Source organism: Halomarina litorea, assembly GCF_024227715.1.
Taxonomy (GTDB): domain Archaea; phylum Halobacteriota; class Halobacteria; order Halobacteriales; family Haloarculaceae; genus Halomarina; species Halomarina litorea.
The window spans coordinates 589,492-615,571 of sequence record NZ_CP100448.1 but is presented as its reverse complement, the minus strand read 5'-3'; the positions used below and the strand labels follow the sequence as shown (position 1 = coordinate 615,571).

General features: G+C 69.0%; 28 protein-coding genes and 1 tRNA gene. 15 read left to right on the top strand and 14 right to left on the bottom strand.

What is annotated here, in order from left to right; translation table 11 throughout:
* Window positions 1-9: 9 nt before the first annotated feature.
* A complete protein-coding gene (locus NKG96_RS03400) occupies window positions 10-1,107 on the bottom strand; it encodes a M20 family metallopeptidase (RefSeq protein ID WP_254537052.1) in 1,098 nt (365 codons plus the stop codon).
* A 96-nt stretch (window positions 1,108-1,203) separates the two neighbouring features.
* Here NKG96_RS03400 and NKG96_RS03395 point away from each other — a divergent pair, with 96 nt between their 5' ends.
* Window positions 1,204-1,785, top strand: a complete 582-nt coding sequence (locus tag NKG96_RS03395) for a cupredoxin domain-containing protein (protein ID WP_254537051.1) — start codon at window positions 1,204-1,206, stop codon at window positions 1,783-1,785.
* Between the two features lie 63 nt (window positions 1,786-1,848).
* On the top strand, window positions 1,849-3,717 hold the full coding sequence (locus NKG96_RS03390) for a PINc/VapC family ATPase (protein WP_254537050.1): 1,869 nt from the start codon (window positions 1,849-1,851) through the stop codon (window positions 3,715-3,717).
* 255 nt (window positions 3,718-3,972) lie between these two features.
* Here the strand turns inward: NKG96_RS03390 and NKG96_RS03385 are convergent, their stop codons facing one another.
* Entirely contained in the window at window positions 3,973-4,401 is a 429-nt protein-coding gene (locus NKG96_RS03385) for a bifunctional nuclease family protein (protein WP_254537049.1), read from the bottom strand.
* Window positions 4,402-4,472: 71 nt separating this feature from the next.
* Here NKG96_RS03385 and NKG96_RS03380 point away from each other — a divergent pair, with 71 nt between their 5' ends.
* From NKG96_RS03380 to NKG96_RS03365, 4 genes are all read left to right on the top strand, one after another.
* Window positions 4,473-4,766: a DUF8081 domain-containing protein gene (locus tag NKG96_RS03380; RefSeq protein ID WP_254537048.1), complete on the top strand. Its 294-nt coding sequence runs from the start codon at window positions 4,473-4,475 to the stop codon at window positions 4,764-4,766.
* Between the two features lie 84 nt (window positions 4,767-4,850).
* Window positions 4,851-5,138 (top strand): GYD domain-containing protein, encoded by a 288-nt coding sequence (locus NKG96_RS03375; protein WP_254537047.1) that lies wholly within the window; start codon window positions 4,851-4,853, stop codon window positions 5,136-5,138.
* Window positions 5,139-5,189: 51 nt separating this feature from the next.
* Window positions 5,190-5,423 (top strand): DUF8142 family protein, encoded by a 234-nt coding sequence (locus tag NKG96_RS03370; protein WP_254537046.1) that lies wholly within the window; start codon window positions 5,190-5,192, stop codon window positions 5,421-5,423.
* Window positions 5,424-5,614: 191 nt separating this feature from the next.
* A complete protein-coding gene (locus tag NKG96_RS03365; protein WP_254537045.1) occupies window positions 5,615-6,184 on the top strand; it encodes a GNAT family N-acetyltransferase in 570 nt (189 codons plus the stop codon).
* Between the two features lie 207 nt (window positions 6,185-6,391).
* Here NKG96_RS03365 and NKG96_RS03360 read toward each other — a convergent pair.
* A tRNA-Ser gene (locus tag NKG96_RS03360) sits at window positions 6,392-6,476 on the bottom strand.
* A 91-nt stretch (window positions 6,477-6,567) separates the two neighbouring features.
* On the opposite strand from NKG96_RS03360, the gene NKG96_RS03355 reads away from it, so the two are divergent.
* On the top strand, window positions 6,568-7,515 hold the full coding sequence (locus NKG96_RS03355) for an AAA family ATPase (RefSeq protein WP_254537044.1): 948 nt from the start codon (window positions 6,568-6,570) through the stop codon (window positions 7,513-7,515).
* 14 nt (window positions 7,516-7,529) lie between these two features.
* On the opposite strand, the gene NKG96_RS03350 is transcribed toward NKG96_RS03355, so the two are convergent.
* From NKG96_RS03350 to NKG96_RS03325, 6 genes are all read right to left on the bottom strand, one after another.
* Window positions 7,530-8,492: a TIGR03557 family F420-dependent LLM class oxidoreductase gene (locus NKG96_RS03350; protein ID WP_254537043.1), complete on the bottom strand. Its 963-nt coding sequence runs from the start codon at window positions 8,490-8,492 to the stop codon at window positions 7,530-7,532.
* A gap of 101 nt (window positions 8,493-8,593) precedes the next feature.
* Window positions 8,594-9,115: a DUF7519 family protein gene (locus tag NKG96_RS03345; protein WP_254537042.1), complete on the bottom strand. Its 522-nt coding sequence runs from the start codon at window positions 9,113-9,115 to the stop codon at window positions 8,594-8,596.
* The gene (locus NKG96_RS03340) at window positions 9,112-10,389 is read right to left on the bottom strand and encodes a DUF58 domain-containing protein (RefSeq protein ID WP_254537041.1); all 1,278 of its coding nucleotides are present in this window, start codon (window positions 10,387-10,389) and stop codon (window positions 9,112-9,114) included. Before NKG96_RS03340 ends, NKG96_RS03345 begins: the two co-directional genes overlap by 4 nt.
* Window positions 10,389-10,940: a DUF7269 family protein gene (locus NKG96_RS03335; protein WP_254537040.1), complete on the bottom strand. Its 552-nt coding sequence runs from the start codon at window positions 10,938-10,940 to the stop codon at window positions 10,389-10,391. The genes NKG96_RS03340 and NKG96_RS03335 overlap by 1 nt, the downstream gene beginning before the upstream one ends.
* A 1-nt stretch (window position 10,941) precedes the next feature.
* Window positions 10,942-11,847: a DUF4129 domain-containing protein gene (locus tag NKG96_RS03330; RefSeq protein WP_254537039.1), complete on the bottom strand. Its 906-nt coding sequence runs from the start codon at window positions 11,845-11,847 to the stop codon at window positions 10,942-10,944.
* A 42-nt stretch (window positions 11,848-11,889) separates the two neighbouring features.
* Entirely contained in the window at window positions 11,890-12,108 is a 219-nt protein-coding gene (locus NKG96_RS03325) for a DUF8015 family protein (protein ID WP_254537038.1), read from the bottom strand.
* Between the two features lie 107 nt (window positions 12,109-12,215).
* On the opposite strand from NKG96_RS03325, the gene NKG96_RS03320 reads away from it, so the two are divergent.
* Entirely contained in the window at window positions 12,216-12,887 is a 672-nt protein-coding gene (locus NKG96_RS03320) for a metallophosphoesterase family protein (RefSeq protein WP_254537037.1), read from the top strand.
* A gap of 70 nt (window positions 12,888-12,957) precedes the next feature.
* On the opposite strand, the gene NKG96_RS03315 is transcribed toward NKG96_RS03320, so the two are convergent.
* Entirely contained in the window at window positions 12,958-13,308 is a 351-nt protein-coding gene (locus NKG96_RS03315) for a hypothetical protein (RefSeq protein ID WP_254537036.1), read from the bottom strand.
* Window positions 13,309-13,510: 202 nt separating this feature from the next.
* Between NKG96_RS03315 and NKG96_RS03310 the strand changes: the two genes are divergently transcribed.
* Entirely contained in the window at window positions 13,511-15,031 is a 1,521-nt protein-coding gene (locus NKG96_RS03310; RefSeq protein ID WP_254537035.1) for a helix-turn-helix transcriptional regulator, read from the top strand.
* A gap of 14 nt (window positions 15,032-15,045) precedes the next feature.
* Here NKG96_RS03310 and NKG96_RS03305 read toward each other — a convergent pair whose 3' ends face one another.
* On the bottom strand, window positions 15,046-15,648 hold the full coding sequence (locus NKG96_RS03305; protein WP_254537034.1) for a DedA family protein: 603 nt from the start codon (window positions 15,646-15,648) through the stop codon (window positions 15,046-15,048).
* Between the two features lie 238 nt (window positions 15,649-15,886).
* Here NKG96_RS03305 and NKG96_RS03300 point away from each other — a divergent pair, with 238 nt between their 5' ends.
* Window positions 15,887-16,402 carry a DUF4097 family beta strand repeat-containing protein gene (locus NKG96_RS03300; RefSeq protein WP_254537033.1) on the top strand — a complete coding sequence of 172 codons (516 nt, stop codon included), beginning with the start codon at window positions 15,887-15,889 and terminating at the stop codon, window positions 16,400-16,402.
* 144 nt (window positions 16,403-16,546) lie between these two features.
* Here NKG96_RS03300 and NKG96_RS03295 read toward each other — a convergent pair whose 3' ends face one another.
* Entirely contained in the window at window positions 16,547-18,034 is a 1,488-nt protein-coding gene (locus NKG96_RS03295) for an alpha,alpha-trehalose-phosphate synthase (UDP-forming) (RefSeq protein ID WP_254537032.1), read from the bottom strand.
* A 501-nt stretch (window positions 18,035-18,535) separates the two neighbouring features.
* On the opposite strand from NKG96_RS03295, the gene NKG96_RS03290 reads away from it, so the two are divergent.
* The 4 genes from NKG96_RS03290 (at window position 18,536) to NKG96_RS03275 (ending at window position 21,862) form a co-directional block, all read left to right on the top strand.
* Window positions 18,536-19,156 (top strand): hypothetical protein, encoded by a 621-nt coding sequence (locus NKG96_RS03290; protein ID WP_254537031.1) that lies wholly within the window; start codon window positions 18,536-18,538, stop codon window positions 19,154-19,156.
* A 235-nt stretch (window positions 19,157-19,391) separates the two neighbouring features.
* Window positions 19,392-20,057 carry a hypothetical protein gene (locus NKG96_RS03285; RefSeq protein ID WP_254537030.1) on the top strand — a complete coding sequence of 222 codons (666 nt, stop codon included), beginning with the start codon at window positions 19,392-19,394 and terminating at the stop codon, window positions 20,055-20,057.
* Between the two features lie 273 nt (window positions 20,058-20,330).
* Entirely contained in the window at window positions 20,331-20,873 is a 543-nt protein-coding gene (locus NKG96_RS03280; protein WP_254537029.1) for a hypothetical protein, read from the top strand.
* A gap of 335 nt (window positions 20,874-21,208) precedes the next feature.
* Window positions 21,209-21,862, top strand: a complete 654-nt coding sequence (locus tag NKG96_RS03275) for a helix-turn-helix domain-containing protein (RefSeq protein ID WP_254537028.1) — start codon at window positions 21,209-21,211, stop codon at window positions 21,860-21,862.
* 10 nt (window positions 21,863-21,872) lie between these two features.
* On the opposite strand, the gene NKG96_RS03270 is transcribed toward NKG96_RS03275, so the two are convergent.
* Both NKG96_RS03270 and NKG96_RS03265 read right to left on the bottom strand, forming a co-directional pair.
* Window positions 21,873-22,247 (bottom strand): hypothetical protein, encoded by a 375-nt coding sequence (locus tag NKG96_RS03270; protein ID WP_254537027.1) that lies wholly within the window; start codon window positions 22,245-22,247, stop codon window positions 21,873-21,875.
* A 7-nt stretch (window positions 22,248-22,254) separates the two neighbouring features.
* Window positions 22,255-23,394 (bottom strand): aromatic ring-hydroxylating oxygenase subunit alpha, encoded by a 1,140-nt coding sequence (locus NKG96_RS03265; RefSeq protein ID WP_254537026.1) that lies wholly within the window; start codon window positions 23,392-23,394, stop codon window positions 22,255-22,257.
* Between the two features lie 187 nt (window positions 23,395-23,581).
* On the opposite strand from NKG96_RS03265, the gene NKG96_RS03260 reads away from it, so the two are divergent.
* Complete coding sequence (locus tag NKG96_RS03260; RefSeq protein WP_254537025.1) at window positions 23,582-26,080, top strand: GcvT family protein; 2,499 nt, start codon at window positions 23,582-23,584, stop codon at window positions 26,078-26,080.

The window sequence follows — 26,080 nt, the reverse complement described above, 5'->3', positions numbered from 1 at the left end:
TCGAAGAGGTCAGTCGAGGTCGGCGACCCGTCCGACCGCCTCGCGGTATATCTCGTAACAGCGGTCCAGCACCGCGAGCGAGACGCTCTCGTCCGCGGTGTGTGCCTCGCCCCGTTCGGAGGCCCCGCAGACGACACACGCCGTGCCCGCACCCGCGAGCCACCCCGCGTCGGTCGCGTGTGGCTTGGCGACCCTCTGTGGGGTGTCGTCCTGTGCGTCCCCGGCCGCCCCGAGGACCGCCTCCGCGAACGCCTCGTCCTCGCACGCCATCGGCGGGAGGTCCTGGTCGACGGTCCACGAGACGCCCTCGCGCTCCTCGACTCGCTCCAGTTCCGCGCGTTCGCCGGGGACGGTTCGCTCGTCGACGGTGAACGAACAGCGCTCGGGGACGACGTTCCACGCGCTCCCGCCCTCGATTTCGGTGACGACGACGCTCCCCGATAGCGACTGGCCGAGGACCTCCGCGCTCGGTGCGTCGAGGCCGCGGACCACGCTCACCGCGTCCGCGGCCCGGTAGATGGCGTTCTCGCCCGCCTCGGGTTCGCTCGCGTGCGCGCTCGCGCCGCGCGCGGTGACGGTGCTCCCCCGGCGACCCTTGTGCGCGACGACGACGTCGGTGACGCCGGGTGCGGAGTACCCCGTCGACCCCTCGCCGACGATGGCGTACTCGGGCGTGAACCCCGCGTCGATGGCGGCGCGCGCCCCGATGCCACCTCGCTCCTCGCCGCGGAAGGAGGCGAACGTACAGGGCGCGTCCGCGTCGCGGAAGGCGCACATCGCGGCCGCCACCGACCCCTTCATGTCGGCGCTCCCGCGCCCGTAGAGGCGGCCGTCCCGTTCCTCGACGACGTACTCGCCGCCCTCGTCGACCTGCGGGTCGTCCGGCGGCACCACGTCGTGGTGGCCGACGAGGGCGATGCGGTCGGCGGCGTCCGGGTCGCCGCGACGGGCGACGACGCCCGCCTCGCCGTGGTCGACGCTCGCGTCGGTGTGCTCGCGGAGCCATCCGGCGATGAACTCCCCCGCCTCGGTCTCGTCTTCGTGGCTCGGAATCGCGACCAGCGCGCGGGCGAGGCCGCGCACCGTCCCGACGTCGGCTCGGTCCATGCGTCGGGGTTCGGGGGGAGGGGGGTAAGCGTTCGCCCGCCCGAACCATCGCGCCCGTGGAATTACTTTAATACGGAGAAGTTCCACCGTCATCACATGGTACGTGACGACGGCGTTTCGAGTGCGGGTGGCCTCGGCAGACGGCGACTGCTGGCGGCGACGGGCGCGGGACTGGCGGCCGCGCTCGCGGGGTGCTCCGGCGACGACTCGGACGGCGGGGGGACGACCGGGGGCGCGACGACCGACGGGACCGATGGGACCGACGGAGAGACGACCCGACCGACCGACGAGGGGACGACAGAGGCGACGGAGGCGACGGAGGCGACGGACAGTCCCACACGGACCGCCGCGCAGGTGCTGCCGGGAGGGACCGAGATACGGATGGACGCGGACTCGGCGGCGTGGGCCGGGCAGGCCCCGTCGAGCATCGCCGAGCGCCTGAACCCCACGCTCCGACTGGAGGCGGGCGCACAGTACACGTTCGTCTGGGAGAACGTAGACGGGGTCGAACACGAACTGTACATCGCCACGGAGTCGGACGACGTCCTCGTCGAGAGCGAGTCCGCGGAGGACGAAGGCGAGACGGTCCGGACGACGTTCACGGCCCGGTCGTCGATGACGACGTACTACTGCGAATACCACCCGCAGGCGATGCGCGGGAATATGGTCGTCGAGTAGTCGAAAGCGGGGGGTGTCGGGGGGTTGAACACGCTTATACGGCGCGACGGCGCACTTCACTGTATGAACGTTGTTCCGGACACGAGCGTGGTCGTCGACGGCCGCGTGTCCGACAAAGTCGAGGACGGCGAGTTCGCCGACGCCGTGGTCTACGTGCCGGAGGCAGTCGTCAGCGAACTGGAGGCGCAGGCCAACTCGGGGCGCGAAATCGGGTGGCGAGGGCTGGAGGAACTCCAGCGACTCGCCGACCTCGCCGACGAGGGGCGCATCGAGGTGAACTACGTGGGCCGACGCCCCAACGACGACGAGATTCGCCGCGCGAGCGCGGGCGAAATCGACGCCATCATCCGCGACGTGGCGGGCGAGTACGACGCCACGTTCGTCACCAGCGACATCGTCCAGAGCGAGGTGGCGAAGGCGAAGGGCCTCGACGTGCAGTACCTCGAACCGCACGACGACGAGGTGGGCGACCTCGAGATAGAGCACTACTTCGACGAGGGGACGATGAGCGTCCACCTGAAGGCGGGGGTCCGCCCGATGGCGAAGCGCGGGTCGGTCGGCGAGGTGCGCTACGAGGCCATCGGCGACGAGGAACTCGACGACGAGGTCCTCCGGGAGTACGTCGGCGAGATTCGCAACGCCGCCGACGCCAGCGACGAGGGCTTCACCGAGCTCTCGGAACCGGGGATGACTATCGTCCAGTTCCGCAACTACCGCATCGCCATCGCGGAACCGCCGTTCTCGGACGGCCTGGAGATAACCGCCGTCCGGCCGATGGTGAAGACCGACATCGAGGACTACAACCACGCCGACGAACTGAAAGAGCGACTGCTCGACCAGCAACGCGGCGTCCTCGTCGCCGGGGCACCCGGTGCCGGGAAGTCGACGCTCGGACAGGCCGTCGCGGAGTTCCTCTCCGGGTCGGGCTACTCGGTCAAGACGATGGAGAAACCGCGCGACCTGCAGGTCGGCGACGAGATAACGCAGTACACGGAACTCGACGGCCAGATGGAGAAGACGGCCGACGCCCTCCTGATGGTCCGGCCCGACTACACCATCTACGACGAGGTCCGGAAGACAAGGGACTTCCGCACGTTCGCGGACATGCGCCTCGCCGGCGTCGGGATGGTCGGCGTCGTCCACGCCACGCGGGCCATCGACGCCCTCCAGCGACTCGTCGGCCGGGTCGAACTCGGCATGATTCCGCAGGTGGTCGACACCGTCGCCTACGTGAAGGCCGGCGACATCGAGACGGTGTACGACGTCTCGACGGAGGTGAAGGTCCCCCACGGCCTGATGGAGGAGGACCTCGCGCGCCCGGTCATCGTCGTCAGCGACTTCGATACGGGCAAGCCCGCCTTCGAGATCTACACCTTCAACCGGCAGGTCGTCACCGTCCCCCTCGGCGACGAGGACGAGGAGGGCGATACGGGCGTCAACCGCATCGCGAAACAGGAGATAGAGCGCGAGGTTCGCTCCGTCGCGCGCGGGCACGTGCAGGTCGAACTGCAGGGGTCCAACCGCGCCGTCGTCTACGTCGAGGACGACGACATCTCCTACGTCATCGGGAAGGGCGGCGGCCGCATCGACCAGATAGAGGACCGCCTCGGTATCAGCATCGACGTGCGCACCCTCGACGAGCGACCCGACCACCTGAAGCAGGGCGGCGGGTCCGGCGGGTCGGGGAGATCAGCCGGCGGAAACGAACAGGCGGGCGAGCCCGTCACGCCGGAGATCACGGGCCGGCACATCATCGTCCCCCTCGACGGCTACGCGGGCGAGACCGTCGAGGTCCGCGCGGGCGGTGAGTACCTCTTTACGGCCACCGTCTCCCGTAGCGGCGAGGTGCAGGTCTCCCGCGGGAGCGCCATCGCCGAGGAGATGGAACAGGCCATCGACCGCAAGAAACCCATCACCGTCGTCCGGTCCTGAGCGGCGGGTTTCGAGGGACCGATTTGGGTCGGCTCTTTCTACTCACGTCGATAGCGTCCGCGTGAGCGAGCGAAGTGAGCGAGCGCGGTTCACCGAGTCCGAACGAGCACAGCGAGTGAGGACTCGACTTTTTTTGGTCCTCTCAGAACCGCTTCGCGGTTCTGGGAGCCTGCGAGACGCGGAGCGTCTCGCAATGCAGATTTCTGCGACGAGTGGTGGCGCTTCGCGCCCCCCGAGGCGGAAAAAGGTGGGGTCCTAGATGGACGAGGGGGGCCGGCCCGCCCGTTCGACCACGTCGTCCGCGACTTCGATGGGGACGTTCAGGCGGAGGGCGATGGCGATGGCGTCGCTCGGGCGGGCGTCGAACGAGAGGCGACGGCGCTCCCCGTCGCGGTACTGTTCGGTCTCGATCTTCGCGTAGAAGGTGACCTCCGAGAGGTCGTCGATGAGGACGCGGTCGATGGCCGCGCCGAACTCCGCGGTCATCTCCACGAGCAGGTCGTGCGTGAGCGGGCGGTCGAAACTGCGCTCGTCGAGGGCGAGACGGATGGACTCCGCCTGGTCCTCGCTGACGAAGATGGGGACGACGTGGTCCGCCACGTCCAGCATCACGACGGGGGTCCCCTCGCCGCCTTCATCGCCGACGCTCACCCCCACGCCGCGGACTGTGGCAGTCGGTGACATGGAACCCTATTCATCGAGCGAGTATGTAAGCGTACCCCTGCACCGAAGGACGTGGGTCACGGACGGGAACCATGGCCTACGTCGTGGCGGTCAAGCCCTCCGCGCGTCGGACCAGTGCCACCGTCGGACGGTGGGTGCGCGACCACGGGTCGCGCCGGACGTTCGCGTCGAAAGCGCTCGCTCGCGAGTGGGCGCGGGCCGCGAGCGCTCCCCGGGGGCGCGTCTGGGTTCAGGACGCCGTCCCGAACGACTCGAGCGACGCCGACGGCTACCTCGTCGGGCGACGCCGCCCCCGGCGACGGACGGCACGAGGCGGAACGTCTGTCTCACCCACCCGCCAGCAGGCGCGGTTGGACGGGCGATAGCGTCGGGACGGTCCACCGTTGCACTCCCCGGGAGAGTGAAACAATCGGTGGCGATTTACGGCGAGCGCGCGTTACGAGCTACCGATGCACACGTACATGGCCCTCGTCGACGTGGTAGACGCGGAGGTACAGAACGCACAGGTCTTGGCCAGCGTCTGGGGCGACCTCCGCAACGACGTTCAGGAACTTGGCGGCGAGATGCGCGACGCCTACGCCATCCTCGGCGAGCACGACTTCCTCGTTCTGTTCGACGCCCCCGACCGGGACCGGGCGCTCCAGATATCGCTCGTCATCGAACGACGCGGTCTGGACATGCAGACGATGGAGATCGTCCCCGTCGAGCGATTCGGCGAACTGGTCAACGACCTCTGAGCGGAGCGCGGCGAACGCGGGGCTTTTGCCCCCCGCGCCCCGAGGACGGGTATGGACATCGGGGAGACCACGCTGACGCGCAAGCGGGCCGCACTCGCCATCCTCCCGTTTCTCCTGCTGGGGCTCGCCGACATCGCTCTCCTGCTCCTCTGGGGGCTGGAACCGCTCTGGGGCTTCCTCATCCTCCCGCCCATCCTCTTCATCTCCGCCATCGGCTACATCGCCTTCCGGACGGGGTTCGCCGACGACCACCTCGACGACCCGCGCGACGAGGAGACGGCCTGAGCGCTCCCCGGACGCCGCTTCCTCAACGCTGTGCCCGAACCGCCGGGGCTTTGTGCCCACGCTCGAACACAGCCGACAGAGCTGACCGATGACCGTTCCTCACTGCTTCTGAACTGACCCCCCATCGGCACGGGTCCCGTCAGTCCCACCTCGCATCACCCACCAGCCACCCCGACAGCCCACAGCACGTCATGTCACGACCGACGTTCATCGACTGCGACCGCGTCGCCCTGAAACCGCCCGACGAGGAGGACGTCCAGTTCCTCCGGGAGGGCGTGAACCACCCAGCGGTCCGCCGGTACATCAGTTCGTTCGACACGCCCTACACCGAGAGCCGGTTCCGGGAGGAACTCTGGCCCGCAGAACACGACGGCGACGGCGTCTCCCTCCTCGTCGTCCCGACGGAAGGCGAGTTCGAGGGCGACCCGGTCGGGTCAGTCCAACTTCTCCCCGTGGTCGACCGGGACGGCTACGCCAACTTCGGCGTCTGGTTCCACCCCGGCGCGTGGGGCCGGGGGTACGCCCTCGACGCGGGCGCACACCTCCTCGACTACGGCTTCAGCGAACTCCGTCTGCACCGCGTGAGCGCGACGGTGATGGCCCCGAACGACGCCTCCGTCGCGCTCTGTGAACGCCTCGGGTTCGTCCACGAGGGGACCGCCCGCGAAGCGCAGTTCGCCGACGGCGAGTTCGTCGACGTCGAACGGTTCGGCCTCCTCGAAGACGAGTGGGACGGGCCCGGAGCGGTACTGGAGCGCTGACCGGCGGCCGGCGCACATCACGAACGGTCGCACGGCGACGAGACGCCGCGCTCGTCGCGTTGCATCTCGAGAAGCGCCGAGGGAGAGAGTTGAATTACGCCCGCTCGCTGGTGCTCGCGGTCTAGTTCAAATTGTCTCGTCTCGGACACGATAGCTGGGAGGATGAGAGAGCCATAGACGGCTCTCGCGGATTGTCAACAGCAGAAGCGCCGAGGGAGAGATTTGAACTCCCGAGTCCGTGAGGACAGCAGATTTCGAATCTGCCGCCTTGGCCAGGCTAGGCTACCTCGGCTCACCACCATCTACCGCCCGCCCCATTTAGTCCGTTTCGGTTCGTCGGAGGGACCCGACAGCACTAAATCGAGCCCTGACACGTTCGGGGTATGGACATCGACGAGGCGGCCAGCGAGTGCGCCGCCGTCACCGACGCCGTCCGGTCCGGCGTCGTCGCAGACCGGACGTTCGTCGAGCGAATCCTGCTCGGCGTCCTCGCCCGCGGCCACGTCCTGCTGGAGGACGTGCCGGGGACCGGGAAGACCCTCACCGCACGCAGCGTCGCCACCGCCCTCGGCCTCTCCTTTTCGCGCGTCCAGTTCACCCCGGACCTCCTCCCCTCGGACGTGACAGGCACCCACATCTTCAACGAGAAGGACCGGGAGTTCGAGTTCCAGCGAGGCCCCATCTTCGCGAACATCGTCCTCGCCGACGAGATCAACCGCGCGCCCCCCAAGACCCAGTCCGCCCTCCTCGAAGCGATGGAGGAAGGGCAGGTGACGGTGGACGGCGAGACGCGCGAGTTGCCGAAACCGTTCTTCGTCATCGCGACGCAGAACCCCGTCGAGCACGAGGGGACCTTCCCGCTCCCCGAGGCACAGGTGGACCGCTTCGTCGTCAAGACCAGCATCGGCTACCCGGACCGCGACGGCGAGGTGGAGCTACTCAGGCGACGGGCGGGCCGCGAGACGCGCAGCCCCCACGTCGAGACGGTGCTCACCCCCGAACGGGTCTCGGACCTTCGGTCCGTCCCCGAGGGCGTCCGCGTCGAGGACGACCTGCTGGGGTACATGGCGGACATCGCGCGGGCGACCCGCGAGGACCGCCGCGTGGAGGTGGGGGTGTCCCCGCGTGGTACCCAGCGCCTGTTCGAGGCGGCCCGCGCACAGGCAGTCCTCTACGGACGAGCGTTCGTCACGCCCGACGACATCAAGGACGTCGCCCACCCCGTCCTCGCCCACCGCATCGTCCTCACGCCGGACGCGAAGGTCGAGAACGTCCGGAAGGCGGCAGTCGTCGCGGACGCCCTCGACTCCGTGCCCGTCCCGACCGTCTGAACGCCGGACCCCGCCTACCGGAACGAGGGGAGCACCTCGGACTCGTAGAACTCGATGGCCACCTCCTGGTCGTCCCCGATCTGGTGGACGTAGACGTGGTCGTAGCCCGCGTCGACGCTCTCCTGGATGCTCTCGATGTGCTCGTCGGCGTCCCGACCGAGCGTGATGCTCCCCTCGCGGACGTCCTCCTCGCTCACCATCTCGCAGGCCTGCTCGAAGTGCGCCGTCGTGGGGAGTTCCGCGGCCAGTTCGCCGGGGAGTGCGGAGTTGGGCCACCGCTCGTGGACCGTCGCCGCCGCCTCGTCCACGCTGCTGGCGACGCAGGCGTGCAGTTGCGTGTAGCGCGGCCCCTCGCCGCCGGCCTCCTCCCACGTCTCGACGACGTCCTGCGGTCCGACGGACCAGATGCCGTCCCCGAAGTCGGCGGCGGCCTGCGCGGCACGCTCGCCGAACGCCGAGACGACGATGGGCGGGTTCTCGTCGGGCAGGGTGAACAGGCGGGCGTTCTGGACGTCGTAGAACTCGCCGTGGAAACTGGTCTGCTCGCCGGTCCACAGTTCGCGGATGACCTCCACCGCCTCCTTCAGCATCGACAGGCGGACGGCGTGTTCGGGCCACTGCTCGGCGGTGACGTGTTCGTTCAGCAGTTCGCCGGTGCCGACGCCGAAGGTGAACCGCCCGTCGAACATGTCGGCGACCGTCGCGGTGGCCTGCGCGACGTTCACCGGGTGGATGCGCATGATGGGCGCGGTGACGCCGACGCCCACGTCGATATCCTCCGTGGCGGTGGCGACGCCCCCGAGCGTGCTCCAGACGAACGGCGACTCGCCCTGTGCGCTCACCCACGGGTGGAAGTGGTCCGAGATGGAGAGGAAGTCGAAGCCAGCCTCCTCCGCCCGCCGTGCCTGGTCGACCAGTTCGTTCGGGCCGTGTTCCTCACAGGAGAGGGTGTAGCCCAGTTCGAGTTCGTCGGTCATGACGGTCGCCCCGCTGGAGAGTGGTATCGCATCGCGCGGGGGTTCGTAGGGGCGGGGGGAAAGTCGTCGGCAGGCCAGTGAAAGGCCCCGGTGGGGGCGCGCTACGCCCGGAGCGTGGCGGCCAGCACGACGCCCCCGAGGAGGAGGAGGACGAGCGCCGTCACCGGGCGACCCCCCTCGACCACGCGGAAGGCGGCGTAGCCGAACGCCGAGACGAGGGCGGCGACGCCCGCCGTCGCCGCGACGTGGACTGTGTGCGCCCGGCGCGTCGACGCCTCCCGGCCGAGCATCCGACCGAGGTCGATGGCCTGCACGGCGGCGTCCCACGCGACCAGCGCGGCGGCCGTCGCCACCAGCACGAACCCGGGAGTGACGCCGGCCAGCCCCGCGAGGACGACGCCGACGAGCAGGCCGAGCAGGCCCGCCGTCGCCACCCGGTCGGAGCCGACGGCAGTCCCGCCGACGAGGAGGACCGTCCCGAGGCCGCCCGCGACGACCGCGGTCGGTGCGAGGACGAGCGGGAGGAGGGCGACGAGCGCCAGCGTCCCGGTGAGGACGACGCTCGCTCGCCCGGGTCGCCGGTCGATGGCGTCCTCGGTCGCGGGGGCCGACGCGCCGTTCATCGCGACCACCGCCGGACGGCGTTCGCCACCGTCGACTGCAGAGAACCGTCGCGCCAGTCGACCACCGGGATGCCGGACTCGCGGAGCGTCGAGCAGCGAAGCGAGCGCTCGACTCGCGCGAGTCGCCGCCCGGGCGTCCCGCCCGTCGTCGGGTCGGGCGAGACGACGGTGACGCGGTTGCCGGCGGCGTCGAGCCGTCGGGCGACCCGGACGGCGTAGTCGTCGGCCAGCGGACTGCAGAACACCACCTGCGCGCCCGCGGGGAGTCGCCTGCGGAGCTTCGAGAGGCGGATGGTCCCGAAGTAGGGTTCCTCCGGCGCGGTGGGCGCGAGCGCCGGGTGCGTCGCGAGCAACTCGCGTGCGCGCAGACGGTGGTCCTCGCCCGTCGTCGGAGCGAGCCAGCACTCCTCGGGTGCGAGCGCCGCCAGCCCGACTCGGTCGCCCGCGAGGCGGCGACCCTCGAACACCGCCCCGGCGGCCTCGACACAGCGTTCGACCGCGGTCCGGTCGTCCGCGGCGGGCGCGACGTAGGCCTCCGCGCGGGCGTCGACGACGACGGCGACGCTCGCCGACCGCTCGCGCTGGAACTCCACCGTCGAGAGGCGCCCCGTCCGCGCCGCGCGGTTCCAGTCGATGCGGTTCAGCGGGTCGCCGCGGCGGTACTCCCGGACGGCGTAGAAGGCGCTGCCCGGTCCGCCCTCGGCCACCGCCGTCTCGCCCGTGATACCCGTCGCGGCTGCCCGCAGGGGGACGCCGGCGGGGTCAGGGAGCGGCGGGACACACCGAACCTCGTCGTCGCACCGAACCGCGACCCGCCGCTCGCTCGCGCCGCTGGAATCGCGGGCGACGACGGTGGCGGGGTCGAAGCGGTGGACGCCGCGTTCGGCCCGGAGGGTGTAGGAGAAGCGTGCGGTCTTGCCCGGTCGGAGCGCCGTCCCGTGGCGCGGTGAACCCTCCTCGACGGCCAGGCCCGTGGGGACGCCGTCGACGACTCGCAGGTCCGGAAGGAGCGACTCGCCCTCGTTCGTCACCGCGACGCGCACCTCGACATCTTCGTCGCGGTCGGGGCGGGTCGTCGAGAGGGTGCGTTCGACCCGGAGGGAGACGGCGGGTGGCGTGCCGGCGCTCGCGTAGGCGACGAGGCCGACGGCGACGCACCCCGCGAGGACGAGTCCCGACCGCCCGAGGAGGACGCCCGCACCCGCGACGACGAGTGCGGCGGCGTTGACCCCCGTCCAGTGGCCGGTCCGTCTCGTGAACGGCAGGCCAGCCATCACCGTCCCCCGGCGACGCGCCCGTCGAGGGCCGCGACGGCGTGTGTGGCCTGCCGACGGAACGCCGAGTCGCTGGTGACGGCGAAGCGGACCCGGTCGGTCAGCGGCAGTTCCACCGGTTCGGCGGCGAAGAACGCCGCCGCGTGACGGTCATCGGTCCACGTCCCCGCCGCGAGGCGGTCGGCGGCCTCCGCCGGCGAGTTCCCGTCGTACCGGACGAGCACCTCCACGGCGGTGGCGTGCAGGTCGTCGCGCAACCGGTCCCGGTCGGTGGCCCCGCCGACCCGTCCGTGCCGGGAGGCGCGCCCGAGGTCGACGTCGAAGCCGTCGCCGGGAACCGACGCCGACTGCCGCCGCTCGGGCGTCGGGAGGACCGGTTCCGACCCGTTCGCGTAGCGCGACAGGCCGACCCGGACGCCCCCGAGGAGGGCGGCGGCGCCGACGAGGGAGACCAACACCGAAGGGAGGGGGTTGCCGAGCAGTGACGGGACGAACGCGACGGCCAACCCGAGCAGGGCCAGCAGCGCACCGAGGACGGCGAGGCGCCGCATCTCACTTCCCCCCGTACTCGCGTTCGATGCGTCGGAGCGCCTCCACGGCGCGCCGTTCGCGGGTCTCGTCGGCCGAGACGCCGCCGTAACGGGTCGCCTCGAACAGGTCCGTCAGTTCGCGCACGTCCTCGCGGCCCATCCCCGCGGCGACGGCGGCGGCGGCGAACTCGCCGGGCGTGCTCGTCTCACGGGGCAGGTCGAGCGGGTCGGTCATCTCCCGCCAGGCGCGGTAGACGGCGTTCGCGAACGTCGTCTCGCCCTCGATGCGGTCTGCGGCCCGCCCCGCCGCCTCGCCGATGGCCGCGACTTCTGTCGTCCGGTCGTCCGGCTCCGGGTCGGCGACCGGTTCGACCGCGTCGTCACCCGTCGCCCGGACGACGACGAGGAGGACGGCGACGAGGACGGCCGCCAGCAGCGCCGCGACGACCACCGGCGGCGAGGACGAGACGGCCGCCGACGCCCCGCCGCTCGACCCGCCGCCGGGGAACTGCGGGAGACGACTCCCGAACGCTCCCGCGATTCCCGACGCCCCGCCGAGGTTCGCCAGAAAGACCAGATACAGGAGGACGAGGAGGACGGCGACGGGGACGACGAGCGCCACGAGCTGTTTGAGCGCGTCGACGCCCTCGCGGTAGACCCAGACGGCGGCGGCGACGAGGCTGACGAGGACGGCTCCGGCGAAGACGAGAGCGAGGAGGTGCGGGTACGCGGGTGCGGTGACGGGCGTTTCGGGGGGCGGCGGGTTCCCGAAGTCGACCTCGCGGGCGTCGCTGTCACCGAAACCGGTGCCCGCGCCGTCGCCGGCGAGTGACCCGCTTCGCGCGGAGTCCAGCGTCGCCGCGGCGCCAGCCAGCGCCAGGACCGCGAGGAGGGCGAGGAGGACCGGCGTGAGGCGTTCGCGGTTCACACACGCGGTAGCAGGCCGTTCCGTTTAAGCGTTGATTCCCGCTCAGTCGAGCGCATCGACCTCGTCGGCGAGGTCGGCGAACTCGTCGACCGGCCCGTTGACGAACAGGCCGTGCCCGACGAGGGCCGCCGCGAACAGGCAGGCGACGATGACCGCCGTCGTGAGCGGGACGGCCGTGAGGACGCCCACGGCCCCGCCGACGGTGATACTCAGGGCGATTCCCAGCAGGACGAGGTCGTAGTACTGCCACGTGTAGCCCACGGGTCGTCGTCGGGCCCGGCGTCTGAAAAGTCCTAGACCCGGTCCCGGTGAGCGACCCGGTTCGACGCCCCCGTAGGCTGATTGTCCCCCCGGCGGTACCCCCGGCCATGCGAATCGGACTCCTCTCCGACGTCCACGCGAACGCCGTCGCACTCGCGGCCGTCCGCGAGGCCATGCCGGACGTCGAGGCCGTGGTCTGTGCGGGCGACGTCGTGGGCTACAACCCCCACCCCGCCGAGTGCGTCGAGGCGGTCCGCGAGGCGGGGTGGCCGACCGTGCAGGGCAACCACGACCGGGTGGTCGCCACGCCCGACCGCTACCGACACAACGAGATGGCCCACGCCGGCCTGCGCTACGCGTACGAACACCTCGATTCGGCCCAGTTGTCGTGGCTGGCCGACCTGCCCGAGTCTCGGACGCTGTTCGACGGGCAGGTCCGGGTCGTCCACAGCCACCCCACGGAGCGCGACCGGTACGTCATGCCCCGCGGGTTCGCCGCCCTCGAACCACACCTCGGGGACGAACGGGTGCTGGTCCTCGGTCACACCCACGTCCAGCACCACGAGCGGGTGGACGGGACGCTCGTCGTCAACCCGGGCAGCGTCGGCCAGCCGCGCGACGGCGATCCCCGCGCGGCGTTCGCGGTGCTCGACCTCGAGGCGTCGTCCGTGAGCGTCACGGCCCACCGCGTCGAGTACGACGTCGAGCGGGTTCGTGCGGACGTGGCGGCCGCCGACCTCCCCGAGCGGACGGGGGCGCGACTCGCGCGCGGCGAGTGAGTGCGGTCAGCGCTGCCGCTGTCGGGGAAGCGTCGCAAAAAACGGATTCCGCGTCGGTGCGTGAAGCGCCTCAGGCCGAGGCGTTCGTGGACGTGTCGTTGCCGACCGTCGAGTTACCGTCGGTCAGGTTGCCGTCGGTACCGTTGCCGATGGAGCCGTTCTCGCCGGTCTCGTTACCGGTACCGTTGCCGATGGAGCCGTTCTCGCCGGTCTCGTTACCGGTGCCGGCTTCCGTGGTGGTCTCCTCCTCGGTCGTCTCTTCTGCGGCCGTGGTCTCTTCTGCGGCCGTGGTCTCCTCGCCACCCGCAGCGTCCGTGGCGTTCGTCGTGTTGTTACCACCGCTCGGGCCCGCACAGCCAGCTACGACGAGCAGTCCTGCCACGAGTAGCGTGGCGAGAACCGTCCGTGTGGTCGATCTCATGTGCATCTGGGCCGAGTCGGGGGAGACGAATAAAGCCGGAGAGTCGTCCCGACGATTGCGACCGGTCGCAGCCACCGTTGCAGACCGTTTCACGAGTGGGATTCGGGTTAGTCGCCGATAGTCGGCAGGTTCGACGCCCCTACTCTCTCGGCGAGCGACAAAAAAGGACTATGATGGGGGACGATTAAGGGAGGGTTACAGCATGTCTCGCCCTCCTATCCGGACGGCCGGCCGCCTATTGGTCGTCGTCGTCTGTCTGCTCCTCTGTGCGGCCGGCGTCGGGGTCGCTGCCCAGGGCGCCACCATTCAGGGAGTGTCGTTCTCCGGCGGCGGCGTCGTCGGGACCGACCAGGGTGTCACCTTCCTCGCCGGGTGGCAGTCCCAGCAACTCGCCGTGGAACTCGACGCGAGCGAGGGCAACTACGAGGTGTGTGCGCAGGTGGGAAGCGGGCCGAACGCCGCCGACCTCGGCTGTCGGACGGTCACCGCCACCGCGGGCGCGCAGACGGTGACGTTCACGCTGGCGGAGTGGCCCACCAACGCCACCGGCCAGCAGACGCTCTCGGTGAGCGTCTCCAACGGGTCGGGGGCACCGCTCGACACCGTGACGAGGCAACTGCACGTCCTCCCCGCCGGCGGTGACTTCGACGACGACGGCCTCGGCAACCAGGACGAGCGCCAGCGGGGCACCAACATCCGGGTCACAGACACCGACGGCGACGGCCTCAGCGACGGCCGGGAGGTCAACCAGTTGGGAACGAACGCCACCCGGACCGACACGGACGGCGACGGTCTCGGCGACGGGGTCGAACTCAGCACCGACGACGGCTACGAGACCAGCCCGACGGAACCCGACACGGACGGCGACGGCCTCAGCGACGGGGCCGAACAGACCTCCTACGGGACGGACCCCACCGCCAAGGACACAGACGGCGACGGTCTGGAGGACGGTGTGGAGGTGAGCGGGACCAACAGCTTCGAGACGGACCCGAACAAGGCAGACTCCGACGGTGACGGCCTCAGCGACGGGCAGGAGGTGAACGTCTACGGCACCGACCCGACCACGACCGACACCGACAGCGACGGCCTCACGGACAGTCAGGAGATACACGGGGAGACGGGCTACGAGACGAACGCGAGCAACGCCGACACCGACGCCGACACGCTCAGCGACGGCGCCGAGGTCAACGAGTACGGCACCGACCCGACCACCAAGGACACCGACGAGGACGGCGTCAACGACGCAGAGGAGATCGAGGCGGGCACGGACCCGAGCGAGGGTCGCGTCCCGCCCGGGAGCGGGGGGCTCCAGCTCGACGACGCGGCCCTCGTCGGCGGGCTCCTCGCCCTCTACGCCCTCGTCATCGGGGCTGTCATCTGGGTCGGGCGCTCGCGGACGGACACGGGGGAAGACGAGTCGATGGGCCACGGCGGCGACGACGACGGGCCGCCCGCCGGCGGTGCCACGACCGACCAGCCCTCGCCGATGACCAACGAGGACCGCGTCCGCCAGATGCTCGACGAGAGCGGCGGTCGCCTCAAGCAGTCCGACATCGTCGCCCAGACCGACTGGTCGAAGTCGAAGGTGTCGCGACTCCTCTCGAAGATGGAGTCCGACGGCGAGATTCGCAAGATCAGCATCGGGCGCGAGAACCTCATCACGCGCCCCGGCGACGAACCCGAGAGCGCCCGCCCGCCCTTCGAGGAACAGGGCGGGGGCTGACCGGCGGGGCGCTTCTACTCCACGTAGTACCAGACGCCAGTACCGATTGCTGCGAGGACGGCGAACGCTCCCCCCGCGGCGACCGGGTGGGAACGGCCCCACTCGGTGGCGACGTGGTACACCGACCGCTGGCGTCCGGCATACACCACCGCACCGACAGCGGCGTTGAACGCCAGTCCGCCCACCGCCGAGTACAGCGCGAACCGTCGCACGTCCATCCGGGCGATTCCCGCCGGAATGGAGACGATAGACCGCAGGACAGGCAGGAGCCGCCCCCACAGCACGGAGTGGTCGCCCCAGCGGCGGAACCACCGCCGCCCGCGTTCGACGTCCTCGCGGTCGACCCGGAGGAACGACCAGCGAGAGAGCGCGCGCTCCCCGCCCCGGGCGAAGGCGACGAAGAGGACGAGGCTCCCGACGGTCACCCCCGCCGTCGCGGTTCCGGCGAACAGCGCCAGCGAGAGGGGGTCGACGACGAGCACAGCGGCGGCAGCCGGGAGCACCACCTCGCTGGGCAGGAGGGGGAACAGCATCGACGACTCGAGAAACGTAAACAGGAACACGCCGAGATACCCGTAGGTGCGCACGAGGTCGACCGCTGTCTGTGTCAGGTCCACGTTCCCCAGTACACGGGGGTCGTACATCACCGCTCGGTCCGAGGCCTGCCTTCGAAGGGGACCGTTCGGCGGAGGGCGGGAGGGCAGACCGTCACGCTGAAAGACACCTCGTCCGACAGTTCGCGGCGTGACGCACGCGGCGCGGCACGATTTCCGGTTTGACATCTCCGAGGGACGTATCCCCCGAGAAACGTACTACGCTATTCCCGTAGAGCGCCAATAGGTATCGGTGATAGATATGGCGCGATACACCCGACGGCGGTATCTCCTGACTGCGGGAGCCGCGTTCGCGGTACTCTCGGTCGGGCCGGGCGTGGCGAGGGCGGACTTCGAGTTCGAGAGCGACGACGGCGACGTGGAGGTCAGCGACGACGGCTTCGAGTTCGAGAGCGACGGCTGTGCCGGCGAACTGGAACTGGAGAGCACGGGTAGCGACCTCGAGTTCGAGAGCGACGGCTGCAGCGTCGAAGTGAGCGACGGCGACTTCGAGTTCGAGAGCGACGACGGCGACGTCGAGTACCGGAGCGACGACGGCGACGTGGACTTCGAGTTCGAGAGCGACGGCGACGTGGAGGTCAGCGGCGACGACCTCCGTATCGACATCGACGACGACGACGTCGAGGTCCGTGGCCTCAGTGGCCGACGTATCAGGTACGAACGCGACGGTGACGACGACGACGTCGAGATAGACGTCGGCGACGGCGACTTCGAGTTCGAGGACGATGACGGGAGAATCGAGATTCGCTTCGGCTGACCCGTCCGGTGGACGGCGGAGCCCCGGGCGTACCCGTCTCCGCGGACGACGTGGACGAATCGGCTTTTGTGACGGCGACGACGAAGGAGCCATCGGTACGGTCGAGCGGCGGGGGTCGGTGGGTCGCCGTTCCGACCGGCGCGGTCAGGACCAGTCGCCGTCGCGTCCCTCGTCGCGCAGTTCGCTCGCGACTGCGAAGATGTCGTTCATCCACGCGTAGAGGTCGTTCCCCGCGACCATCCCCCGAAGGCCCCGCATGCGCGCGCGGACCTCCTGGGAGTCCATCGTGAGCGCGCGGTGGATGGTCTCGGCGAAGCCGTCGGTGTCGTAGGGGTTGAACGAGACGGCGAAGTCGCCGAGTTCGTCGTGTGCGCCTACCTGGTCCGAGAGGACGAGGACGCCGTCGTCGTCGATCTGGGCGGCGACGTACTCCTTGGCGACGAGGTTCATCCCGTCGCGCAACGCGCTCACGAGCATCGCGTCGCTGTGGCGATAGAGGTCACACAGTTCCTCCTGTGTGAACCAGTCGGTGGTGTACACCACGGGCACCCAGTCGTCCGTGCCGAAGCGTTCGTCGATGCGTTCGACGGCCTTCGCCACGTTCTGCTGGAGGTTCTGGTACTCGGGGATGAGCGAACGGCTCTCGTCGGCCTTCTGGACGTAGACGAGGTTCCCCTGCCACTCGGGGTGAATCTCGAAGAGGCGTTCGAGGGCCTCGAGACGCTCGACGATACCCTTCGTGTAGTCGAGGCGGTCCACGCCGAGGACGACGCGGGTTTCGGGGGCGATGTCTCGGTCCTCGCAGAACGCCCGCCAGTGCTCGCCGTCGGCGCGCCGGGTGGCGGCCTCGGTGGCCTCGGCGTCGATACCCATCGGGAAGGCGGCGACGTGGGTGGTGTGGTCCCTGAACCTGACGCGACCGCCCTCGCGGTCGATGAAGGCGTCGTCGAACGTGTCCTCCACGCAGTCGAGGAAGTTCCGGCAGTAGCGCTCGACGTGGAACCCGAGGAGGTCGTTTCCGAGGAGACCGTCGAGGAGCGCCTCCCGCTGTGGGCACGCGCGGAAGGTGTCGGCGCCGGGCCACGTGATGTGCCAGAAGTGCATGAGGAAGGCGTCGGTGGCCTCGCGGACCCGCCGGGGGGCGAGCGCGAAGTGGTAGTCCTGGAACCACACCGTCGTGTCCGCGTCAGCGCGGTCGATGACCGCGTCGGCGAACTGTTCGTTGACCGACTGGTAGCAGTCCCAGTACTGCTGGGCGTACTCGGTGAGCCACGTCCCGCCGTGGCAGAGCGGCCAGAGCACGCGGTTCGAATAGCCGTAGTAGTAGCCCTCGATAGCCTCGTCGGAGAGCCAGACGCGCTTGAGCGTGTACGATTCGTCCTCGGGGGGGAGGCGAACCTCGCCGTCCTCGTTCGCGGCCGCCCTGTCGGCCTCGCCGTCGCCCCACGCGACCCACGTCCCGTCGGTCCGCTGCATCACCGGGTCCAGTCCGGCGGTCAACCCGCCAGCGGGCCGGTCGACGGCGACTTCGTCGCCCTCGTAGTAGTGGCGGTAGGGCTGGCGGTTCGAGACGACGAGGAGGTCGCCGAGCGACCCGGGGGCCTCTGCCGTCGTGTCGGAACTGGGCGTCATCGTCGTTCGTGCCCGAGGCAGGAACCGGACACCATTGGGGTTTGCCCCTGCGAGACGCGTCGCCGACCCGCGATTCGATTCCGGGGCCTCACCCGAGTGGTCGGACCGCAGGTGCGACGCACGTCGGTCCCGTCGTCGGGCAGGAGTATCGTCACTGCGAATCAGGTCGTGCCACGCCATACTGAAGAGTCCGACAAGCGATACATACAAAAATATATGTAATAGAAAATATTTTATATTTCGAAGCGGGTGACCCACCGGCCCGGTACCTGCCCGGGGTCGCTGGCCGTCCGACGCGTCCCGGAACCGGCCGGCCGCGCCCGCGTCACCCCCGTCGGCGCCCGGAACGTCGTCTCGTCCGCCGGAACCTGTCAGACTGTCGTTTCCCGTAGAGCGCATTTCCGGGCGTCAAGACTGCCGAATTCAGGGAGTTACCGTATTACCTCTCAGTTACGAACCAGTATTTGCCCCGAGCGAGCGAATACAGTAGCGGTGAATGATATGGCAGGCTTCAGCAGACGGCGATACCTGTTCGTCGCCGGGTCGACGTTGACCGCTCTCGCGATCGGCGTCCCCGGGGCGGCAGCGCAGACCGGCGATAGACTGGACTACGAACGCAACGGGCGTGACGTCGACTTCGACTTCGAAGGGCTCACCTTCGAGACGGACAGCGACGACGTCGAACTGCAGGACGGGTTCGTCGACTTCGAGCGCACCTCGAGCGACGAGATCGAACTGTCCGTCGACAGCGGCTCGACGAGCGTCGACTTCGAGACCGACGGCGACGACTTCGAACTGTCCGTCGACGCGGGCGGGGCTCAACTGGACGTGGAACGGGACGACGACGAGTTCGAGGTGAACACGGACGGTAGCGTCGACCGCTTCGAGGCGGAAGACGAGGACTCCGTCGAGTTCACGGCGGGCGACATCGACTTCGAAGTGAACGAGGACGAAGTCGAGATCAGCGGCGACGTCACCCTCGAATGGGACGGCGAGGACTTCGAATACGCGGACTCGGACATCAGCCTCGAGTTCGACGACGACGACCTCGAGTACACGAGCCCCGACCTCACCCTGGAGTGGAACGAGGACGGTCGCGACTTCGAGGCCCGCCGGCGCTGAGTCGGCCCGGGACTCCGGTCCCGAACCCACCGCGGGTCGAACCGATACTTGACTGTTCTCCGTCATATTCTGGAACCGCTACGCGACGACCGGGCGGCGACGACGGGGGGCTGGAAAGGCGATATCTGTCCGCGCCAAATGACACGTGAAATTCTAATCGAGAAACATCGTTTCACCCGTCAGTTACCCCCTATGGTCGAGGTTACGTTATTACGTTTCAGTTACTCGACACTATATGGCTACACGCGCCAATGACTGTATGGAGGCAAGTAATATGGCACTCTTTAGCAGAAGGCGCTACCTGTTCGTCGCCGGTTCTACGTTGACGGCCCTCGCGGTCGGCATCCCCGGGACCGCTGCGGCCCAGAGAGCGGACGACGGCATCGACTACGAACGCGACGGCGACGACATCGAACTCGACTTCAACGGACTCTCGTTCGAGACGGACGGCGACGCCCTCGAACTGGACGACGAGACCGTCAGCTTCGAACGCGACGGTGACGACGACATCGAGCTCACCGTCGACAACGGGGGCACCCAGGTCGACTTCGAGTCCAGCGACGGCGACTTCGAGTTGACCGTCGAATCCGGCGGCGACCGCGTCGACGTCGAGGGCGACGACGGGGAACTCGAAGTCACCGTCGACGGCAACGTCGACCGCTTCGAGGCCGACAGCGAGGAGGAAGTCGAGTTCGCCACCGACAACCTGACCGTCGAACGCGACGACGAGGAGATCGAGATCTCCGGCGACATCGACCTCGAGTACGACGGCGAGGACTTCGAGTACTCCGACGACGAGGTCGACATCGACTTCGACGGCGAGGAACTCGACTACTCGAACGCCGACGTCTCGCTCGAGTGGGACGAGGACGGCCGCGACTTCGAGGTCCGCCGCCGCTGAGCCCCCACCCTCACCGCCGACCCTTTTCTGTGACCGACCGACCAGCGACAGTGACCGTAGCGACGGCGGGCGACACCGTCGCCGGAACGACCCGTCGGAGGCGGCAGATTCGGGAGCGGGCCATTGGCGTCCACCCCGTGGTCCCACCCTGTTTGCACGTTCGTCTGAACGTCCACGGCCTTCGAACGGTGAACCGATGGTAACCGGGTAACTTGAACATCACTCGACCACTTATCCGTGGCGTCCCCCGATCATCGTGCACAGGTGTAACTCATGTCACGGTCCACGCACCGGCGATCGTTCCTCACCGGCCTCGCGGCGGCGTTCGCCCTCGCGGGGGCCGGGTCGGCGCGGGCGTCGGAACCGGCACCGGCACAGTTCGAAGGTCCCCTCCTCGGTCCCGACGCCACCGGCGTCGTCCTCGACGGGGGTACAGTCCACGTCGTCCTCGACGGCGACGCTCTCGGGTTCAGCGCGGACGACGACGCGACGGTCAGACTCGTCGGGAGCGCCGACCGGTACGACCTCGCGGTGGCGGTCGAGGACGAGCGGGTGGACGTGCGCGTCGAGGACGGCGAGGCGGAACTCTCCGGGACCGGAGCGGCGGCGGGCGTCGTCGAGCAGGGTGCGGAGGTCGCCTACGGGAGCGACCACCTGGCGCTCTCGGTGGTCGGCGGCGTGCTGGACGTCACGTGGCCCGTCGGCGTGGAGTACGACGGCACCGCCCTGAAGTTCGTCGGGAGGGAGGCCATCGTCCGCTACGACGGGTCGGAACTGGCCTACACGGACGACGTGCTGACGCTCGTCGAGTCCTGAGGTGGCAGAGCGGGGGGACGGGTGCCCGTGACAGCCCGACGGTCCCGGCACGGCCGCATCTCATCGTACAAACTCAATGATCATATTTCTTTCTAATCTAGTGTAATTTATTTCCTCCGAGGTTGTGTCCGGCGCTCGCGGCCGAACGCGCCGTCAGGCGTGGCCGGCGAGTGGCGACACAATACTTACCTTGACGTGGAGATCACACTGATAGCAATGCACACACCTCGCGCGTCCCGTCGGTGTCGTCCGCGGGACGCCGCACGTGCCGGGAGTCGCGACCGCGAGTCCCCCGACCACGGTGGTCGGGGCGAACGACGGGGACGGCCGGGCCGATGAACGTCATCGCGGAGGTGGGTATCACGGGCCCGGACCTCGCGCTCGCACCCACCATCGAGGCCGTGCCGTCGGCGGCGATACAGGTCGTCCCGCAGTCGGGGACCGACGCCGAGACGGGGATGTTCTTCTTCCTCGTGGAGACGGACAACGAGGGGTTCGATGCGTTCGACGCGGCACTGGCGGACGACCACACCGTCGACGAGTGGCTGCTGGTCTCCGAGTCCGAGACGGCACGCATCTACCGGATCTGTCACACCTCCGAGGCGAAGGTCCTCGCGCCGAAGACGGCGGAGGTGGGCGGCCTGATGCTGGAGGCGACGAGCGAACCGCGCGGCTGGTCGGTCCGCCTCCAACTGCCCGACCGGGCGGCGCTCACCGACATCTGGGAGTACTGCAAGGACGAGGGGATCACCTTCGAACTCCGACAGCTCTACCGGCAGGACGACTGGACCATCGGCGGCGTCACCGGCCTCACCGACGCCCAGAAGGTGGCGCTGACGACGGCCTACGAACGGGGCTACTTCAGCGAACCGCGCGAGACGTCGCTGGAGGAACTCGCGGCGGAACTCGGCATCTCGCCGACGGCCGTCGGCGGACGCATCCGTCGCGGGACCGAGCGACTCGTGGAGTCGACCCTGCACGAGGAGTGAACGCGACGGCTCAGAACGGGCGGAGGTGGTCGTCGCGGGGTTCGTACAGCCCCCCGGTCATCCGGAGGTCGTGGACCGCCTCGAACGTCTCGGCCATCGTCGCCCCACGCTCGCCCATCGCGGCGGCGACGACGCCCAGCGGGACGCCGCCCTCGTAGGCCCCGTCTAGCGCGCGGACGACCGCCGCGAGGTCCGCATCCGCGGGCACGTCTAGTCCGTCGAGTGCGGCGGCGTCCGCCCCTTCCCAGACCACGTCGTGGCCCGTCGCCGACCGGTGGCGGCGGTAGAACGCCACCGTCTCGTTGGGGTCGTCGGTGCGCGTCTCCACCGCGCAGTCCTCGCAGGTGACGACGAACGCCTCCGCGTCCCGCTGGCTCCGGCTCATGGGCGCATCAGGCGTTGTACGCCTCCTGTGCCAGCCGATGGAGCTTGTGGACCGTGTGCTCGTTCGGCCCGAGTTGCGCCTGCGCGAGCGCACCCATCTTCTGGCCCTCGTACTGGCGCTCGACGAGTTCGAAGTCCTCCTCCTGGAGCTGGCGGCTCGTGCGGATGAACTCCCGTTCCTCCCCGGTCAGGTCGGCGTCCCGGAAGTAGTAGTCCGCGACGAGCTGGAAGCGCCCCTCGTCGATCGGGTCGATGATGTACGTCCCGTAGCCGTCGGCGGTGCCGTACATGTTGACCGTGAAGTTCGGCCAGAGGTAGTAGAACTGCGCCTCGTGTTCCTCGTGGATGCGCATCTCGTCGTCCACGTCCTCGTCGTGCGTGTAGTGGAGCACCCAGTGGTAGTCCTGAACCTCCAGTTCGGACTCGTCGAGCGAGATGCCCTTGATCCAGTCCTGGTGGTTGGCCTGGCAGTGGTCGCACTCCGAGTAGTTCCCGCCGAAGGTCTTCCAGTTGCACTCCACCTCCGAGACGATGCGCTGGGCGTGTTCGTACTCGCCGAGCGGGAGCGCCTCCAGTTCCTCCTTCATCTTCCCGGCCTGCTCCTCGAAGGGCATCGGGTCGTCCGAGAAGTTCACGAACACCAGCGGGCCGATGGTGGCCGTGGGGACGGTGAGCAGACCGTTGCGTTCCGGGTCCGGCGGGCGCACGTCCCCGCCCTCGAGGTCCGGGTTCAGGCCTGGTTCCTCGAAGCTCTTGGGCGTGCTCGCGAGGTCACCGTCGAGGTCGTACGTCCAGAGGTGGTACGGACAACGGATGCGACTCATGTGGCCGGGGTCGCTCATCGGCGTGTCGTCGACCATCTTCGACCCGCGGTGGGCACAGACGTTGTAGAACGCAGTCACCTCGCCGTCGTGGTCCCGGAGGACGATTATCTGTCGGTCACCGACGGTCCGGGTGAAGAAGTCACCCTCCTCGGGGATGCAGTTGGCGTGGCCCGCGTACACCCAGTACTCCCCGAAGACCTTCTCCTTCTCCATCTCGTGGACCTCCGGGTCGGTGAAGTACCGGTTGGGCAGGGCGTTCGTCTCCTCCGTGATGTCGGGGCTGACGGTGCTCACTTCGTCGACCCCGTCGTTCCAGCGAGTCATATGCGAACGGTGCACATGTCACGGAAAAAGGGTTGGTCGCAGGTGACACGTGCATATAAGTGCCGGCGAGTCGGCGGGCGCTCGGATCGGTCAGAACCGCCCGCAGACGGCGGGTTCGAGGGGAGTACATGAAGGGCTTAGCTGAACCACCCCGTGACTTATGCGGGACTGACGGGCAGCACGTAGCATGACAGCAGAGCGCACGCTTCCGTCGGAAGCGGGCACCGTCATCGTGGGCGCGGGGTGCGTCGGCTGTAGCGCCGCCTACCACCTGGCAGAGCGCGGCCGCGAGGACATCGTCGTCGTCGACCAGGGACCGCTGTTCGAGACGGGCGGGTCAACCTCCCACGCCCCGGGTCTCGTCTTCCAGACCGCCGGGAACAAGCTGATGAGCCGGATGGCCCAGTACACGCAGGATCTGTACACGGAACTCGACAGCTACCGGCAGTGTGGCGGCATCGAGGTGGCCTACACCCCCGAACGGATGGACTTCCTGAAGCGAAAGCGCGAGTGGGGGCAATCGTACGGCATCGAGGGCGGCCAACTCCTCTCGCCCGAGGAGGTCGAAGCCGAGATACCCCAGTTCGACAGCGAGGCCATCCACGGCGGCTACTACGTCCCCACGGACGGGAAGGCCGACGCCGTGAGCGCCAGCGAGGCGATGGCCCAGCACGCGATGGACCGCGGCGCGGCCGAGTTCTACGGCCACACCACCGTCGAGGACATCGAACGCGAGGGCGGCGAAGTGCAGGCCGTCGTCACCGACGCCGGCCGTATCGAGGCCGACGAGGTGCTCGTCGCCACGAACATCTGGGGGCCGCTGTTCGGCGAGATGGTCGACTTCGACGTTCCGCTGGTGCCCTGCGCCCACCAGTACCTCGTCTCCGACGAACTGGACGAACTGGCGGGCGCGGACCGCGAACTCGAACAGCCCATCCTCCGCCACCAGGACTACTCCCTCTACTTCCGGCAGCACGGCGAGTGCTACGGCATCGGGTCGTACAACCACGAACCGCTGCTCGTCGACCCGGAGGACATCGAGGACCCGGCAGAGGCCGAAGAGATGCCCTCGGTCCGAGAGTTCACCGAGGAGCACTTCTACGAGAACACCCACCCCGACCACGACCGGTCGGCCTACGACGCCGCGCGGGAACTCGTTCCCGCGCTCGGCGACTGCGAGTTCGACTACCGCATCAACGGGATGTTCTCCTTCACCCCCGACGGGATGCCGGTTCTGGGGGAGGCCGAGGACACGGAGGGCCTCTGGTGGGCGCTCGCCATCTGGGTCACTCAGTCGGGTGGCGCGGGGAACGTCGTCGCCGAGTGGATGACGGAGGGCACGCCGCGACTCGACGGCGACCCCGTCGACGTGACCGGCGCACACGTGAGCCGGTTCCAGTCTCACGCGGGCGCACGCGAGTACGCCCGGGCGCGGGGCGGCCAGCAGTACCGCGAAGTCTACCAACTGATTCACCCGCGCGAGCAACCGGGGGACCACCGCGGCCTGCGGCGCAGTCCCTTCTATCACCATCAGGAGAATCTCGACGCCGAGTTCTTCGACTCCGGCGGGTGGGAGGTGCCCCAGTGGTACGAGTGCAACGAGGAACTGGCCGACGAGTACGACGTGCCCGACCGGGAGGGCTGGCGGGGCGAGGGCTGGTCGAAGGCGCAGGGCGTCGAACACCTCGCCGTCCGCGACGGCGTCGCGATGGTTGACATGACCACCTTCACCGGCATCGAGGTGGCGGGCGAGGGGGCCTGCGAGTTCCTGCAGGGACTCCTCACGAACGACGTTGACGTCTCTCCCGGGAAGATGCGCTACGCCGCCATGCTGAACGAGGACGGCGGGGTGCTGGCGGACCTGACCGTCTCCCGACTGGGTGACGAACGTTTCCTCCTCTTTACGGGGGGTGGCTCCTCCGCGACCCTCCACTCGCGGTGGGTCCGGGAACACGCCCCCGACGACGGGTCCGTCTCGATTACCGTCCACGACTCGGGGCTGAGCGGCGTCGGCGTCTTCGGCCCCGACTCCCGCGATGTCCTCCAACCCCTCGTGGAGACGGGCCTCTCGAACGACGCCTTCCCGTTCTACTCGGTGCGGGAGACGTACCTGAACGGCATCCCCGTCACGATGCTGCGCCTCTCCTACGCCGGGGAACTGGGGTGGGAGGTGTACACCCCGATGGAGTACGGCGCGCAACTGTGGGAGGAAATCGAGGAGGCCGGGGCCGACCACGACATCGTCCCGATGGGGTGGAAGGCGCTCGACTCCGCGAGCATGGAGAAGGGCTACCGCCTGTGGGGGACGGACCTCACGCCCGAGTACACCCCCTTCGAGGCGGGTATCGGCTTCGCCGTCGACATGGACACCGACTTCGTGGGGAAGGCGGCCCTCGAACGCCAGCGGGAGGCGGGCATCGACCGGCAGTTGGTCCCCATCACCCTCGACGAGTCCGGCGAGGTGGTCGACACTGGCGCGCCGGTCGTCGTCGACGAGGTGGTGGGCTACGCCGCGCGGGCGGACTACGGCTACACCGTCGACGCCGGCATCGTCTACGCCTACCTGCCGACCGAGTACGCCGAGGCGGGGTGTTCGGTGACGATACGCTACGAGGGCGAGGAGTATCCCGCGACGGTCAGGGACGAACCGCTGTTCGACGCCGACATGGAGAAGATGCTCCGCTGA